Annotated in this window: 13 protein-coding genes; 1 reads left to right on the plus strand and 12 read right to left on the minus strand. The window is 67.6% G+C overall.

The window, feature by feature from the left end; genetic code table 11:
• Positions 1 to 20 precede the first annotated feature (20 nt).
• The 9 genes from I6J77_RS12885 to I6J77_RS12925 all read right to left on the minus strand — a co-directional run bounded on the left by I6J77_RS12885 (position 21) and on the right by I6J77_RS12925 (position 8,643).
• Positions 21 to 941 (minus strand): SDR family NAD(P)-dependent oxidoreductase, encoded by a 921-nt coding sequence (locus I6J77_RS12885; protein WP_204109292.1) that lies wholly within the window; start codon positions 939 to 941, stop codon positions 21 to 23.
• A gap of 30 nt (positions 942 to 971) precedes the next feature.
• Positions 972 to 1,412 (minus strand): DsrE family protein, encoded by a 441-nt coding sequence (locus tag I6J77_RS12890; RefSeq protein WP_204109293.1) that lies wholly within the window; start codon positions 1,410 to 1,412, stop codon positions 972 to 974.
• Positions 1,413 to 1,662: 250 nt separating this feature from the next.
• Positions 1,663 to 1,992, minus strand: coding sequence for a hypothetical protein (locus I6J77_RS12895; RefSeq protein WP_204109294.1), 330 nt, complete (start codon positions 1,990 to 1,992; stop codon positions 1,663 to 1,665).
• A gap of 149 nt (positions 1,993 to 2,141) precedes the next feature.
• Positions 2,142 to 3,671: an MFS transporter gene (locus I6J77_RS12900; RefSeq protein WP_204109295.1), complete on the minus strand. Its 1,530-nt coding sequence runs from the start codon at positions 3,669 to 3,671 to the stop codon at positions 2,142 to 2,144.
• Positions 3,672 to 3,691: 20 nt separating this feature from the next.
• Positions 3,692 to 4,843: an efflux RND transporter periplasmic adaptor subunit gene (locus I6J77_RS12905; RefSeq protein ID WP_204109296.1), complete on the minus strand. Its 1,152-nt coding sequence runs from the start codon at positions 4,841 to 4,843 to the stop codon at positions 3,692 to 3,694.
• Positions 4,840 to 6,345 carry an efflux transporter outer membrane subunit gene (locus tag I6J77_RS12910; protein ID WP_239308973.1) on the minus strand — a complete coding sequence of 502 codons (1,506 nt, stop codon included), beginning with the start codon at positions 6,343 to 6,345 and terminating at the stop codon, positions 4,840 to 4,842. Before I6J77_RS12910 ends, I6J77_RS12905 begins: the two co-directional genes overlap by 4 nt.
• A 56-nt stretch (positions 6,346 to 6,401) precedes the next feature.
• Positions 6,402 to 6,860 carry a MarR family winged helix-turn-helix transcriptional regulator gene (locus I6J77_RS12915; RefSeq protein WP_204109297.1) on the minus strand — a complete coding sequence of 153 codons (459 nt, stop codon included), beginning with the start codon at positions 6,858 to 6,860 and terminating at the stop codon, positions 6,402 to 6,404.
• Positions 6,861 to 7,018: 158 nt separating this feature from the next.
• Positions 7,019 to 7,771, minus strand: a complete 753-nt coding sequence (locus I6J77_RS12920; protein ID WP_204109298.1) for an SDR family oxidoreductase — start codon at positions 7,769 to 7,771, stop codon at positions 7,019 to 7,021.
• Between the two features lie 122 nt (positions 7,772 to 7,893).
• Positions 7,894 to 8,643, minus strand: a complete 750-nt coding sequence (locus tag I6J77_RS12925) for an SDR family oxidoreductase (RefSeq protein ID WP_204109299.1) — start codon at positions 8,641 to 8,643, stop codon at positions 7,894 to 7,896.
• A 103-nt stretch (positions 8,644 to 8,746) separates the two neighbouring features.
• Here I6J77_RS12925 and I6J77_RS12930 point away from each other — a divergent pair, with 103 nt between their 5' ends.
• The gene (locus I6J77_RS12930; RefSeq protein ID WP_204109300.1) at positions 8,747 to 9,670 is read left to right on the plus strand and encodes a LysR family transcriptional regulator; all 924 of its coding nucleotides are present in this window, start codon (positions 8,747 to 8,749) and stop codon (positions 9,668 to 9,670) included.
• Here the strand turns inward: I6J77_RS12930 and I6J77_RS12935 are convergent.
• The 3 genes from I6J77_RS12935 to I6J77_RS12945 all read right to left on the minus strand — a co-directional run bounded on the left by I6J77_RS12935 (position 9,667) and on the right by I6J77_RS12945 (position 15,249).
• Complete coding sequence (locus I6J77_RS12935) at positions 9,667 to 12,549, minus strand: EAL domain-containing protein (RefSeq protein ID WP_204109301.1); 2,883 nt, start codon at positions 12,547 to 12,549, stop codon at positions 9,667 to 9,669. The two genes, I6J77_RS12930 and I6J77_RS12935, sit on opposite strands and share 4 nt — an antisense overlap.
• A 96-nt stretch (positions 12,550 to 12,645) precedes the next feature.
• Positions 12,646 to 13,674 (minus strand): LacI family DNA-binding transcriptional regulator, encoded by a 1,029-nt coding sequence (locus I6J77_RS12940; RefSeq protein ID WP_239308975.1) that lies wholly within the window; start codon positions 13,672 to 13,674, stop codon positions 12,646 to 12,648.
• A 150-nt stretch (positions 13,675 to 13,824) separates the two neighbouring features.
• Positions 13,825 to 15,249, minus strand: a complete 1,425-nt coding sequence (locus I6J77_RS12945) for a sugar porter family MFS transporter (RefSeq protein ID WP_056767129.1) — start codon at positions 15,247 to 15,249, stop codon at positions 13,825 to 13,827.
• Positions 15,250 to 15,522 lie beyond the last annotated feature (273 nt).

Here is a 15,522-nt window from a genome sequence, read left to right on the forward strand (position 1 = left end):
CGTCGCGTAGTCGCCGGCGGCTATCGGCTCAGCAGCGACAACGACATCTCCCACAGGCGCAGGGCGTTTTCCGCATCGAGGGCATAGGCCGCGACACCCGTGTAATCGTCCGGACGCTCGCTGACCACGGCGGCCTCGTTGCAGTCCTCGAAGTAGCGTCCGCCCACGTCCGCAAGCAACGGCGAGGCCGCCAGCAGGACGGAGGTGGACGCGCCTTGTGCAATCGTCTTGCGCCGCTCCTCAGGCGTTCTCAATCCACCGACATGCCGTTGCAACCCGGTCGGGATGGCCCCGGGGTTCAGGGCGTTGGCCTGGATGCCACAGGTGTTGCCCCAGCGCCGCGCGATCTCCACCGCCATCAGCACGCAAGCCGTCTTGGACTGGCCGTAAGCGGTCAACGGGTCGTAGCGCAGGAACCTGAAATGCGGGTCGTCGAATATCACGGGCGACAGCAGATGCCCGCTTGAGCTGACGCAGACCACGCGCGCACCGGCGGCCTCGGCCATCGCGTCCTTCAGACCGAGCGTCAGCGCGAAATGGCCGAGGTAGTTGGTCGCAAATTGTCCTTCCCAGCCGCGCCCGGTCCGCTCCAGTCCCGGATTGGCCATGATTCCTGCATTGTTGACCAGGATATGGAGCGGCTTCGACCAGCCATCGCAGAACGCCTGCACGCTCGTCATCTCGGCGAGGTCAAGTCGATGGGTGGCGACATTCGCCCCTTCGACCGCCGCCGCGATTTCTGCCGCGACGCGCTCGCCAGCCTCGACATTCCGCACGGCCAGCGTGACGTGTGCGCCGGCACGCGCCAGTGCGCGTGCTGTTTCCACCCCGATGCCGGAAGACGCGCCGGTGACGATCGCGCGTTTCCCCGCGAGGTTCACGCCGGACAGCACCTGGTCAGCGGTGGAATGGAAGTCGAAGGGTGTCTGGATCAATGGCATGTGCGGCTCCTGCGGGGATCTCGCGGCCGTTCAGGACTCGGATATCTTCACGAAGCCTTCCTGCACGAGTTGTGTCGTCCTTGCCATGGCGTCGGTGTTGACCCTGACGCCGGGCAACGTGTCCGCGTTGACCCAGCCATGCGCCTGCGCCGTGGCCCCGCACAGTTCGAATTCGACGCCGCGGGCCATGAGGTCCTCGATGAGCTCACGGTACGGGTTGCCGGTCGAGATGTGCCGCTCCCTGTCGTACGCCTCGTCGTGCAGCGTCGCGTGTCCTGCGTTGGTATGGAAGATCACGACGATGCGGGACCTCGCCTGCCATGCCGCGATGTCGTTCACAATCAGGCCTGCATGGAACAGTGCCGCGGGCAGGTCGCCTTCGAACGAAAGCGAGGCGATGCTGAATACGTTCCTGACTTCGTCCAGCTTGACCGGTACGTCAATGTGGAGTGCCTGATCCTGACTGGTCATGGGGTAGTGCCTTTCTGGAGAGCGCGACGAATCGTCACAAGGCGAGGAAACGCCTCGCCCGACGCCCGGTCAATGCTTCTTGCGATGTTTCTCCATCGCTGCGCAACCTGGCTCAAACGCAACGCAACCTGGCAAAACTTCTTCAGCCGTCCGCCGGCCCGTGCGGGCGTCGCGCGATCCGGACAAGCCTGGCGCCCGGAGATGAACTCACGCCTTGTCGACAAGGGTCTGGCGCGGCGCGCCGGGGAGTTCAGTCACGTTGGCCATCGCGGATCGAGCACAGGAAGACGACCACCGCCTCGGCGCGGCCCAGCGACACCAGTTGCTCGGCAGTGAGGTGGCCGAACTCGGCAATGCGTTCCTGGCGATACCAGTCCATCACCGCCGTCGGCTCCGGCTCGATCTGCGCAGCCACGCGCAGGACCGCCTGCGCCGCGGGAATGCGGCCGAACAGCGTGCTGTATTCGCAGTCGCCGATCGGCGAGATCAGCCGATCACGCGGATCAGCGCGGTAGGCCGCGCTCAGCAAGGCGCTCAGGGCGGCGCCCGTGGCGGGGCGCGATACGTGGCCTGCCTTCATCGCGATGCTCCTCCTCGTCGTTACCTGGTGAGATTAGGCATGCCGTGGCGGCGGGGCTTGCGCGTTCTTGCGCCGCATTGTCCTTTTCTTGCTTTCCTGCGCTGCTGCCCGAACGCGCGGACCAGGCGGGTACCGATGACCGCCGACCGTCAGCGGAACACCCGCTGCACCAGCGTGACCACGATGCCCAACAGGCCGAGCGCGGCGATCAGCATGAAGTGGTCGATGTTCGCCAGCAGCGCCGACTGTTGCGCCAGTGCCTGCGCCACGCGGGCCACCGCGATCTGCGCGGCCTGGGCAGGACCGACGCTGCCGGCCAGCGCAGCCTGCAGATGGTGGAGGGTGTCGAGGTAGGCGGGGTTGTCCGGCGCCACCTGGGCGTTGAGCACGTTGTAGTGCACGGTGGTGCGCCACTGCTGGCCCAGCGTGGCGAGCGTGATGCCCAGCGCGATGCCGCCCTGGGCCAGCATGTTCTTCACCTGCTGGGCATTGGAGAACAGTGTCTCGTCGCCCTCCATCTGGCGGAACGCCTGCATCGCGGTGATCGGCAGCACGGTCAGCAGGAACACGTTGTAACAGGCCAGCGCGGGAAGAATGTGCAGCCAGGGATTGGCCGACGGAACGATCCGGCCCAGCATGAGGCCGAACGCGGCCAGCGCCACGAAGCCGGTGATCCAGAACTTGCGTGGCGAGGGGTGCTTCGGCAGCAGCTTCGACACCACCGTGAAGGTCACCACCGCCGCCAGCGCGCCGATCGCCTCGAAGTGGCCCACGGTTTCCCATGAGTAGCCCAGGCTGCGCAGCAGCATGGACGGGATGACGTAGTTGTTCGCGCCCAGCATCAGGTAGCCGAACAGGAACAGGCTGACCCCGGCGACGAAACGGGTGTGCAGCATGCCGCCGAGATGCAGCAGCGGCCGACCATGCACCCGCTGGTGATGCGCGTAGAAAATCAGCGCGATGACGGCCAGCACCAGCACGCCAGCCACGAACGCGGCATCGCCGTAGTAGTCGTAGTAGAGACGCTGCAGGGCATACAGCAGTCCGAAACTGCCGCCGGCCAGCAACAGCTGCAACCACGGGTTCCAGTCGCTGCGACCGGGCTCGTAGCCGCGCAGGCTGTTGTCCAGGCTGCGGCTGGCAAGCAGGAAGGCCGCCACGTCGAGCAGCGCCAGCAACCAGAAGATCGCCGACCAGGTATCGGCCGATACCGCCTGCGCGGCCAGCCAGGGGCCGGCGGCGATGCACGAGGCGACGCCGTAGGCCAGGCTTTTGATGCCGACGAAACGCTTCGGCCCGGCCAGGCGGTTGTGGATGATCATGCGCGCCGAGGTGAACAGCGCGCCGCCGCCCAGCGCCATCACGAAACGGCCGAGCAGGAACGAGGCGAAGTCGTGGCTAGTCGCGCACAACACCGCGCCGAGCAGGGAGATCGCCGTGGCGCACTGGATCAGCAGGCGACCGCCCAGGCGGGTGACGAACCAGCGCTGCATCGAGATCACCAGGATCGCCACGCTGGCATAGATCGCCGCGATCAGGCTGAAGTCCTCCGGCGTGATGCTCACCTCGCCCATGATCGGGCCGGCGCCGAAGGCGACCATGCTCAGCTGCAGGAACTCGATCGCGGTCAGCACGAAGATCGTGGCGTACAGCGTGAATCCGGGCGCGCGTGCATTCATGGCCAGGCTCTCCTGCGCATCTACTGGTTGGCGGCGACGATCTGGTCGACGACCGCATCGGCGCTGGCCAGCTCGTGCGCGAAGACGTCGGTGCGATAGCCGTGGTCGCCCGAATCGCGCATCACCAGCCGGCTGCCGCCGCGATCGCGGGTGGCCACGCTGACCTTCATCGACAGGCCCAGCTGCAACGGGTGTGTCGCCACCTGTTGCGGGTCCAGCGCGATGCGGATCGGCACGCGCTGCACCACCTTGATCCAGTTGCCGGTGGCGTTCTGCGCCGGCAGCAGCGAGAACGCGCTGCCGGTGCCCGGCTCCTGGCCGATCACGCTGCCGTGATAGACCACGTCATTGCCGTATACGTCGGCGACCAGTTCCACTTTCTGGCCGATGCGGATATGCCGCAATTGTGACTCCTTGAAGTTCGCGTTGACCCACAGGTGATCCAGCGGCACCACCGACATCAACGACACACCCGGGTTGATCTTCTGCCCCAGTTGCACGTTGCGCCTGGTCACCATGCCGGTGACCGGCGCGGGCACCTCGGTGCGATGGACGGCGATCCAGGCATCGCGCACCTGCGAGGACGCAGCCAGCACGTCCGGGTTGCTGGCGATCGAGGTGCGCCCGACCAGCGCGCTGCTGCCGGCCAGTTGCTGGGTGGCGACGTCGAGTCCGGCGGTGGCGGCGCGCACGGCGTCCTCGGCGTGCCTGACCTCCTCGCCCGAGATCGCGCCACTGGCGAGCAGCTCGCGGCGGTGCGCCAGATCGGCCTTCGCGCGGGTCAGCTCGACCTGGCGCAACCGCAGGTTGGCGCGGGTCTGGCCGACGTTGGCGTATTGCGCATGCACCTGGCGCACCGTCCGCGCCAGCTGCGCCTCGGCGCGAGCCAACGCCAGCCGGGCATCGGTGTCGTCGAGCTTGATCAGGTTGCTGCCGGCATCGACGTGATCGGTGTTGTCCGCGGCGATCGCGGTGACCACGCCGCTGACCTGGGCCGTGACCGCCACCACGTTGCCGTCGACGTAGGCGTCTTCGGTGGTCTCGCGGTACTGGCCGGCCAGCAGCCACCACAGCGCGGCGGCGATCAGCGCAAGGACCACCACGGCGATGCCGAGAAGCTGGCCGGCGCGTGAGCGCGGCGGTGTCGGCGTGGTATTGGCTTCGGTGTTCATGGTTGGCTCCCTTGGGCAACGGAAACGGGATCGGGTGCGGCCGCGGGCTGGTAGCCGCCGCCCAGTGCGCGGATCAGGTTCAGGCGCAGTTCGCGCTGGCGCGACTGCGACTGGAGCAGTTGCTGCTTCTGCGCCAGCACCTGCCCTTCCGCCGCAAGCACCTGCAGGTAGTTCGCCAATCCGCTGCGATAGCGCGCCCGGGCCAGCTCCCAGGCGTGCTGGCTCAATGCCAGCGCCTGGTCCTGTTCGTGCACGCGCTGTTGCAGCCAGTGCAGCGATACCAACTGGTCGACCACGTCGTGCACCGCCGCGATCACGGTTGCGTTGTAGTGCTCGACCGCGACGTCGTAGCCGGCTTGCTGCGCCCCGAGATTGCCGCGCAGGCGACCGCCGTCGAAGATCGGCAGCGAGATCGCCGGACCCACGCCAAGCACGCGGCTGCCCGCGTCGAGGAAGTTGCCAAAGCCCAGGCTCTGCAGACCGACCAGGCCGTTGAGGCTGATGTTCGGATAGAAGCGCGCTTTCGCGACCTTGACGTCCTGGCTGGCCGCTTCGACCCGCCAGCGATCGGCGACCACGTCGGGGCGGCGGCCGATCAGCTCGGCCGGCAGCTGGCTGGGCAGGCTGACTTCGCCCACCTTGGCCAGCCGCGGCCGGACGATACCCAGGCCGGCATCCGGCCCCTTGCCCTGCAAGGCTGCCAGCTGGTTGTCGATCAGGGCGATCGATTCGTCGATCGCCGCGATGCGTTCGCGCACTGCCGGCAACGCCGCTTCGGCCCGGGTGAGTTCCAGCTGCGAGTCGATCTGGGCGGCGACGCGCCGGCGGGTCAGTTCCAGGGTCTGCTCGCGCTGCTTCAGCGTGGCCTGCGCCAGATCGCGCTGCGCCCAGGCCAGGTCGAGCCGCAGATAGGTGCGCGCCAGCGCCGTGGTGAGCATCAGCCGCGCGGCCTGCAGATCCACCTCGGCGGCTTTCGCGCGACCCAGCGACGCGTCCACCGCGGCCCGGTTCCTGCCCCAGAAATCCAGCTCGTAACCGACACCCAGCGACAGGTCGTTGATGGTCTGCCAGCTGCCGGCGATCGGCGGCGGCACCGTGCCGTTCTCGCTGAAGCGCTGACGCGTACTGCGCAGGCTGGCATTCGCCTGCGGATACAGCGACGCACCGGCCACCTCGGCGAGCGCCTGCGCCTGGCGCACCCGTGCCTCGGCGATGCGCAGGCCGGGCTGGCCGCCGAGCGCGCCGTCCATCAGGCGATCGAGCTGGGGATCGCCGTAGCCCTTCCACCAGTGCTCGCGCGGCCACGCGGCGGGAGAGAACGCGGTGTCCGCCAGGCTGTTCCTGGCCGCTACCCCGGCCGGATCGATCGGCATGGCATGAGTGTGCAGTCCGCCCATGCTGGCGCAGCCGGCCAGCGAAAGCACCAGCATCACGACAGGCAGTGGCGACAACCAGGCCCGCGCGGGCATGGCGGATGGGGAGCGGCGCGAAATCTGGAGCATCTTCAAAGCCTCAAGTGCAAATACAGCCTAGGCAGATATATGCCGGAAAAAACGAGTCAGTCCGTGCTTGCGGCGTTTTCCAGGATCTTCTCCAGCGACGACTTGAGCGCCGCCGCCTCGCGTTCGCTGAAGCCCTGCAGCAGGCGGCCGAACACCTTCTGCACCAGACGGCGCGCCCTGGGCACCAGCACCGCGCTTTCCTCGGTCAGTTCGATCAGGTAGCTGCGCCGGTCCTCCGGGTTGGCCACGCGGCGCACCAGCCCCTTCTTCTCGATCCGGTCCAGCAGCCGCGTCATCGCGCCGGAGTCGTAGCCGAGCACCCGGCACAATTCGCCGATGCTGCTGCCGCGTCCCTTGGCGATGCTGTTGAACACCACGAACTGGGCAGCGGTGATGTCCAGTGGCTGCAACTCCTTCTCGATCGAGTTCCAGATCGCCGTGCGCACGCCGGTGACCAGGAAACCCAGTTCACCCGTACCCAGTTGCGCAACGATGCCTGCTTCCGGCGTTTTCATGCCCGTCTCCTCGATGACGGCCGCAATTTATCTGCCTAGGCTGTTTCTGTCAAGTCACAATTTCAGATGACGTCACGGATGTGCGCGAGTCATCGGCCGCTGCGGCCCTCACGCATGTAACAAACGGGCCGCCCCCTGGACGAAAGGATCGGCTTGCCTCAGAGCTGGCTGGCCCCGCCATCGACGGTCAGCTCGGCACCGGTGATGAAGCTGGCCTCGTCCGAGGCCAGGAACAGCACGGCATGGGCCACTTCCTCCGGTCGGCCCATGCGTGCCATCGGCACGGTCGAGGCCAGGTGCTGTTTCAGCGGCACCAGGTTGGCCGGCTCGCCGGCAAGGCCGCCCAGTCCGGGGGTGTCGATCGGGCCGGGGCTGACCACGTTGACGCGCACGCCGCGGTCCTTCAGTTCCACCGCCCAGCTGCGCGCCAGCGAGCGCACGGCCGCCTTGCTGGCGGCGTAGATGCTGAAGGCCTCGGCGCCCCGGGTGGCCACGATCGAGCCGGTGAGGATCACCGAGCCGCCGTCGCGCATCAGTGGCAGCGCGCCCTGCACCGCGAAGACCAGCCCGCGCACATTAGTGTCGAAACTGCGATCGACGTGTTCCTCGGTGATGTCACCCAAGCGGCCGAACTCGTAGAAGCCCGCGTTCGCGTACAGCACGTCGAGCCGGCGATGATCTTCGGCGACCCGCGAAAACACGCGACGGATGTCATCCAGACTGACCGCGTCGGCGCGAATGCCCACGGCTTGCGGGCCCAGCGCGGCGATCGCCGCATCCAGCTCCGGCTGGCGCCGGCCAGTGATGTAGACGAACGCACCGGCGTCGATGAAAGCCCTGGCCGTGGCCAGGCCGATGCCGGCGCTGCCGCCGGTGACCAGGACGATCTTGCCCTGCAATGAGCTGTTCATGGGATTTCCTGCGTGAGTGACGGGTACCACCGGAAGGCGACGATCGCGTACGGATCGCCGCCGGTCTTGCCGGAACACGCCAGACCTTGATCAATACGACGCTCCGGCGCGCCCGCCTTGCCTTACAACTGGCTCATGCCGCCGTCGATGATGATTTCGCTGCCGACGATGAAGGACGATTCCGCAGCCGACAGATGCAACACGGTGGCCGCCACTTCCTGCGGCGTGCCGAAACGGCCCAGCGGCACCTGGCCCTGGATCTGGGCGGCGGTGGCTTCCAGAGTCGCGGCATCCATGCCCAGCTTGCCGTACAGCGGCGTGCTGATCGGGCCGGGGCTGACTACGTTGACGCGCACGCCGCGTGGCAACAGTTCGGCCGACAGTGTCCTGGCCAGCGAGATCAGTGCGGCCTTGCTGGCGGCGTAGACCGACGAATTCGGCATGCCGATGTGCGCGTTGATCGAACCGTTCAGCACGATCGAGGCGCCCGCATTGAGCAGCGGCAGCAAGGCCTGGATCTGGAAGTAGGCGCCCTTGACGTTGGTGTCGAAGCCCTGGTTCCACAGCTCCTCGTCGACATCGGCGAGCGAGGCGAACTTCGCGATGCCCGCGTTGATGAACACGGCGTCGAGGCGGATCTGCTGGCTGGCCAGCGCGGCAGCCAGGTCCTTCACCTCGGCGACCACGCCGGCATTGTTGCGCAGGGCGATGGTGTTGCCGCCCAGCGCTGCCCTGGCCTCGGCCAGCGCGGCGCTGTCGCGGCCGGTGATGATGACGCGCGCGCCTTCGGCGGCGAACGCATGGGCGGCGGCCAGGCCGATGCCGCTGCTGCCACCGGTGACGAGTACGGACTTGCCTTCGAAACGATTCATGATGTGCTCCAGCGATGGGTGGTGTTTCAGTGGAGCCATCCTGATCGCCGGCACGGGGTTTGCCGTACCATCGTTTCGACGAACTCGTTCGAAGGAGTTGCACATGTTGTCCGACGACGAACTGGCCCTGCTGGAGGCGATCCGCAGCACCGGCAGCCTGTCCCGCGCGGCCGCGCACCTGGGCAAGGCGCCCTCGACCGTCTCGCATGCGGCCCGCCAGCTGGAAACACGTTTCGACGCGCTGCTGTTCGACCGCCGCCGCTACCGCCTGCAACTCACCCCGGCGGGCGAGTTGCTCACCCACGAGGCCGCGCGGCTGGTGCAGGACGTGGCCCGCTTGAACCAGCGCGTGAAGCAGGTGGCCAACGGTTGGGAAGACCGGCTGCACATCGTCACCGACGAGATCCTGGAGTTCGAGACGTTGCTGCCGGTGATCCGTGCGTTCGATGCGTTGCAGTCCGGCGTGCGCCTGCGCCTCACCCACGAGGTGCTCGGCGGCACCTGGGAAGCCTTGCGCGAAGGCCGGGCGGAACTGGTGGTCGGCGCCACCAACGAGCCGCCGGCGATGCCCAAGCTGCGCTGGTTCGAGCTCGGCACGATGGACTGGGTGTTCGCCGTATCGCCGCGACACCCGCTGGCGAAAGCCACCGAGCCGCTGTCACAGGATGCGGTCGGCGCCCATCGTTCGGTGGTGGTGGCCGACTCCTCGCGCAACGTCGGCCGCGCTTACGGCATCGTCGCTGGGCAGGCGACGCTGGCGGTGCCCAGCATGCGCGCCAAGATCCTTGCCCAGCGCGATGGCCTGGGCGCGGGCTGGCTGCCGCGACATCGTGCCAGCGCCCTGCTGCGGAGTGGCCAATTGGTCGAGAAGAGCATGAGCGAGCCGCGCGAACCGAACACGGTCTACGTCGCCTGGCGCAGCGACCAGGAAGGTCGCGCGCTGAGCTGGTGGCTGGAGCAATTGCGCCAGCCACGGCTGGCGAAGCGGCTGATCCAGGGACTGCCGGTGCCCGCGGAGAACCGCTAGCCGCGCGCGGCGTCGAGGCGCCGGGCTGCGTCGCTGGCGCTCAGGGCGTGACCGAGATGGTGGCCCTGCAGTTCGTCGCAGCCGGCGCCGACGAGGAACTGCGCCTGTTCCGCGGTCGCCACGCCTTCGGCTGCGACGCCCATGTGCAGCTCGTGCGCCACCGCGATGATGGTGCGCACGATCGCTGCATCCGCGGCGTCCTGCGGCAGGTCGCGCACGAAGATCTGGTCGATCTTCAGCTTGTCGATCGGGAATTGCTTGAGGTAGGCCAGGCTGGAATAGCCGGTGCCGAAATCATCCAGCGACAGCTTGATGCCCAGCGCCTTCAGCTCGGCCAGGGTGCGCTGTACCCGCCCCACGTTTTCCATCAGCGAGCTTTCGGTGATCTCGATGTCCAGCATCGCCGGCGGCACGGCATGTCGCTGCAGCGAAGCGGCCACCTGGGCCAGCAGCCCGGGCCGCTGCAGTTGCTGGGCCGACACATTCACCGCGACGGTGAAGTCGCGATAGCCCAGGTCGAGCCATTCGCGCACCTGCCGGCAGGCCACGTCGAGCACCCAGCCGCCGATCTCGTGCATCAGGCCGAGCGCTTCGGCAATCGGGATGAAGCGGGCCGGTGAAACCTGCCCGAGCTGGCGGCAGTTCCAGCGCAGCAGCGCCTCGAAACCGGTCAGCCGCAGGTCGGCGGCAGCATGCTGCGGCTGGTAGTGCAGCTCCAGCTCGCCCAGCCGGATCGCATCGCGCAGGTGATTGCCCAGCAGCAGGCGGTCTTCCAGTTCCTGCATCTGCGCCAGCGAAAATTCGCAGACGCGGTCGCGCCCTTCCTGCTTGGCCTGACTCATCGCCGCCTCGGCGCGGCGCAGCAGGTTCCTCGCATCGGTGCCATGCGCGGACGAATGACTGACGCCCACGCTGGCGGTCAGCAGCAGCCGGTAATCCTCGCCCTCGATCGGCTCGGCCACCACCGCCCGCAGCACCTCGGCCAGCTCCAGCACCGCGGCGGGAGGCATCCCGGCGACCGTCACCATGAATTCGTCACCGGCGAAACGGGCGATCCGGCCGCGCCCGCCCAGCGCCGTCTGCAACCGGGTGGCGAGGCGCAGCAGCACGTCGTCGCCGGTGGGATGACCGACCGAGGCGTTGACCAGCTGGAAGCGGTCCAGGCCCACCACCAGCACCGACGCCGGTACGTTCGGATAGCACAGGATTTCCGCCAGTGCGTGTTCCAGCAGCAGGTGGTGCTGCAGGCCGGTGACCGGGTCGTGGCTGGAGGCGTAGGCCAGTTCGGCCTCGACCCGCCGCCGCTCGGTGATGTCGCGCGCCACGGCATAGACCAGCCCGTCGGGCGCCACGAACGACACCCACTCCAGCTGTCGTTCGCTGCCGTCGCGGCAGATGCAGCGGCTGACGAAATCGTGCATGCGCTGGCCGGCCGCATCGAGTTGCTGCATCGGATCGACGTCGAACACGTCGCTTTCCACGCGCAGGAATTCGCGGTAGCTGCGCGACTTCAATTCGTCGGCGGAGTAGCCGGTCACGCGCGGCAACGAGGGGTTGAACTGCACCAGCCGCTGCGTGGCCGGATCGATGATGCAGAAGATTTCCAGCGACATCTCGAAGAAGCGGTCGCGCTCGCGCAGGCGGCGGATGAGCTGCTCGCTTTCGATCGCCACGCCGGTGAGCGGCAACATGCGGTCGATGCTGTACAGCTCTTCCGGACGTGGCTCGCGCAGTTCGCGGAAATACACCGCGAAGGTGCCCAGCACCTTGCCGCCGCTGCCCAGCACCGGCGTGGACCAGCACGCCTTGAGGCCGTGCGCCAGCGCCAGCGACTTGTAGTTGGCCCAATACGGATGGCTGGCGATGTCGGCCACCACCACGCGCTCGCGCCGCCACGCAGCGGTGCCGCAGGAACCCCTGGCTTCGCCGATTTCCAGGCCATGCAGGGCGCGGCTGTAGGCCTCGGGCAGGCTCGGCGCGGCACCGTGCAGCACGTGCTGCCCGCTTTCGTCGAGCAGCAGCAGCGAGCACAGCGCGCCGGGGTTCATCGCCTCGTGCAGGTGGGCGATCTGCGCCAGGCTTTGCGCCAGCGGACGCTGCGCCGCGATGCCGGCCAGGATTTCGTGCTGGCCGGCCTCCAGCTGTTCGGCGCGCTTGCGTTCGCTGATGTCCTGGCAGGCGCCCATCAGGCGCACGGCGCGACCGGCGGCGTCGACCTCGACCATGCCGCGACTGAGCAGGGTGCGCACCGCGCCGTCCGGACGCACGATGCGTTCCTCGAACTCGAATGGCTGCGTTCCGGTCACGGCCTGGGCGATCGTCTGCTGCACGCGTTCGCGATCCTGCGGATGCACCAGCGCCAGGTAGGACTCGAACGTGGCGGCGTGCCGCGCCGGCGTCACCCCATAGATGCGATACAGCTCCTCCGACCAGGTCACCCGGTTTTCCGCGATGTCCCATTCCCAGCTGCCGACGTGCGCCACCTGCTGCGCCTGCGACAACATGCGCTGGTGCTGCAGCAATTCCTGTTCGGCCCGTTTGCGTTCGGTGATGTCGAGGAAGTAGATGGTCAGGCCTTCCGCCGAAGGATAGATGCGGTTCTCGAACCAGCGCTGGTACGGCGGATACCAGGCCTCGATCTGCCGCGGCTGCTGGTCGGCCATCGCCTGTTCGTAGGCGCGCTGGAACGGCTGGCCCTCGCCTTCGGGGAATTCGGTCCAGATGTGCCGGCCGATCAGGTCTTCCACCCGGCGACCGAAAAACTCGCAGGCCTTCGCATTGAGGTAGATGTAGCGCCAGTCCCGATCCAGCGCCACGTACGCATCGGTGATGCGCTCGAACACCTGGTGAAATTCCAGCTCGGACGTGGTGCGATCCATGGCGCTCTCGATCCTGTCATGCGGAGGAACCCGGACAACCTCCGCAGACTACGGGATCACCCGCACCAGCCGCAACGGCGGCCGGCCAGGCCTTCATCAGCGCAGGCTGGAGCGGCGCACCATCAGCTTCACCGGCAGCACTTCGCTGTCCACCGGCTCGCCCCGGATCAGGCCGAGCAGGCTGTCGACCAGCACCTCGCCGGCCTGGCGGGTGTCCTGCAGCACGGTGGTCAGCGGCGGGTTGACGAAGCTGGCGGTGGCGATGTCGTCGAAGCCAGCCAGCGCGACATCCTGCGGCACCCGCAGGCCGTGGTCGCTCAGTGCGCGCATCGCACCGATCGCGATCAGGTCGCTGGCAGCGAACACGGCATCGAAGCCGGTTTCGTTGAGGATCAGTCCGCGCATCGCCTCGTAGCCCGAATGCTCGGTGCTTTCGGCGTTCTGTTGCAGGTCCGGATCGACCGCGATGCCGGCCTGTTCAAGCGCCTGCACGTAGCCACGATAGCGGCCGAAGAATTCCGGGTAGTGGCTGGAGGCATCGCCCAGGAACGCGATGCGGCGACAGCCGCGCTCGAGCAGGTGCTCGGCCACCGCCAGGCCGCCGGCGAAATTGTCGCAACCGATCGACACGCCGGGCTGGTCGGGCAGCACCGCGCCCCAGCGCACGAAGCGGGTGCCCTGGCCGACCAGTTTTTCCAGCTTGTCGGTATAGGCCAGGTAATCGCCGTAGCCCAGCAGGATCAGCCCGTCGGCCTTCTTGCTGTCGGCGAAGTCGGCATGCCAGTCGTGCGAGAACTGCTGGAACGAGATCAGCAGGTCGTAACCCTGCAGGGCACAGGCGCGGGTGATCGAGCCCAGCATCGACAGGAAGAACGGGTTGATGTGCGACTCGTCGGCGGTGGGGTCCTCGAAGAACAGCAGCGCCAGCGTGCCGGTGTGCATCTTGCGCAGGTTGGACGCGTTCTTGTCGACCTTGTAGTTGAGCTGGTCGGCGGCGGCCTGGATGCGCCGCCGGGTTTCCTCATTGACCAGCGGGCTGCCACGCAGCGCACGCGACACCGTGGCCTGGGATACCCCGGCCAGGTGGGCAATGTCGATTGAAGTGGCCTTTGCCTTCATCCGCAACGCGATCCGCCGGCATCCCTTGCGACGGCGCCGTGCCGTCGTTTCCGAATCCTAGCCGGTTTGCGCGGCGCGCGTCGTATCGGCTCCTTCGCTGCTCGCGCGCGGCGCAGGCCAGCTGCACCGCGGCCGGCTTTTTTTGCGGGAAGGCGTTCATGCGCGCATGTCCTCCAGTTCGACGCCGCGGGTCTCGCGCACGCCTGATAATACGAACAGCAGCGACAGCAAGGCGAAGCCGGCATACAGGCCGTAGGCGAAGGTCAGGCCCAGTTCGGCCAGTGCGGGGAAGCTGCTGGTGATGGCGAAGTTGGCCAGCCACTGCGCCGCGGCGGCCACCGCCAGCGCGGTGGCACGAATCGAATTGGGGAACATCTCGCCCAGCAGCACCCAGACCACCGGGCCCCAGCTGACGCCGAAGAACACCACGTAGGCGTTCGCCGCGACCAGGGCCACCATGCCAACCGAGCCGGGCAGGCTCAGCTCCGCACCGCTGCCGGTGGCCTGCGAGAAGCACCACGCCATCACGCCCAGGGTAATCGCCATGCCCGCCGAGCCGACCACCAACAGCGGCTTGCGGCCGATCCTGTCGACCAGCGCGATGGCGACCAGGGTCACCAGCACGTTGACGATCGAGGTGACCACGGTGATGGTGAACGAGTCGGCCTCGCTGAAGCCCACCGAATGCCACAGGGTGGACGAGTAGTAGAAGATCACGTTGATGCCCACGAACTGCTGGAACACCGACAGCAGGATGCCGATCCAGACCACCGGCAACAGCCCGGCCGCCTTGCCGCGCAGGTCGCTCAGGCGCGGCTTGTGTTCCGAACGCAGGCTGCCTTCGATGTCATGCAGCTTGCTGTCCAGCGCTGCCTCGCTGTGCATGTTCAGCACCTTGCGCAGCACGATGCGGGCTTCGTCGATGCGGCCCTTGGCCACCAGGTGGCGCGGCGATTCCGGCACGCCCAGCACCAGCACGCCGTAGACCAGCGCCGGCAGGGTGGCCACCAGGAACATCCAGCGCCACGCCGCCAGGCCCAGCCACAGCGGCTGGCTGGCTCCGCCCGCTGCACCGCTCAGCCAGGCATCGCTGAGCAGGGCGGCGAAGATGCCCAGCACGATCGCCAGCTGCTGCATCGAGCCGAGCCGGCCGCGAATGTTTGCCGGCGATACCTCGGCGATGTAGGTGGGAGCGATCACCGAGGCCACGCCCACGCCGATGCCGCCGACCAGTCGCCACAGGATCAGGTCCCACACCGCGGTGGCCATGCCCGAACCGATCGCGCTGGCGACCAGCAGCACCGCCGCCACCTGCATGGTGCGCACGCGGCCGAAGCGGTTGGCCAGCATGCCCGCATACCAGGCGCCCAGCGCCGAACCGAGCAGGGCACAGGACACCGCGAAGCCGATCTGGGCCGCGTCCAGCGCGAAGCTGCCGCGGATCGCGTCGACCGCGCCGTTGATCACGGCCGTGTCGAAGCCAAACAGGAATCCGCCCAGCGCGGCCGCCGCCGAAATCAGTACCACGCGCGCCGTGGCGTGCCGCCCCAGGCCATCTCCGGTTGCATCCATCGTGCTCATCGCGTCTCCCCAACGTCATGACCAGTCATCGCAGTCGATTCTGCGGTGTACGTGCGGCGCTGTCCGGCTGAATACGTATGCAGGAACCGACACGGACTGCCCGTGCCCACCCCTGCCCGCCCCTGCACCTGACGCCATCGGGGGCTACTATGACAGCGCTGTCATGTTTCGCCAAGCATGATCCGAAAACCTCGCTGGAACCGCGCTCCGATGCTGCTTGCGGAACGGATGACGGCGCCCGGACGCTGCCGTGCGCCGGGCGTTTGCGGATCA

This window comes from Rhodanobacter sp. FDAARGOS 1247, assembly GCF_016889805.1.
GTDB lineage: Bacteria > Pseudomonadota > Gammaproteobacteria > Xanthomonadales > Rhodanobacteraceae > Rhodanobacter.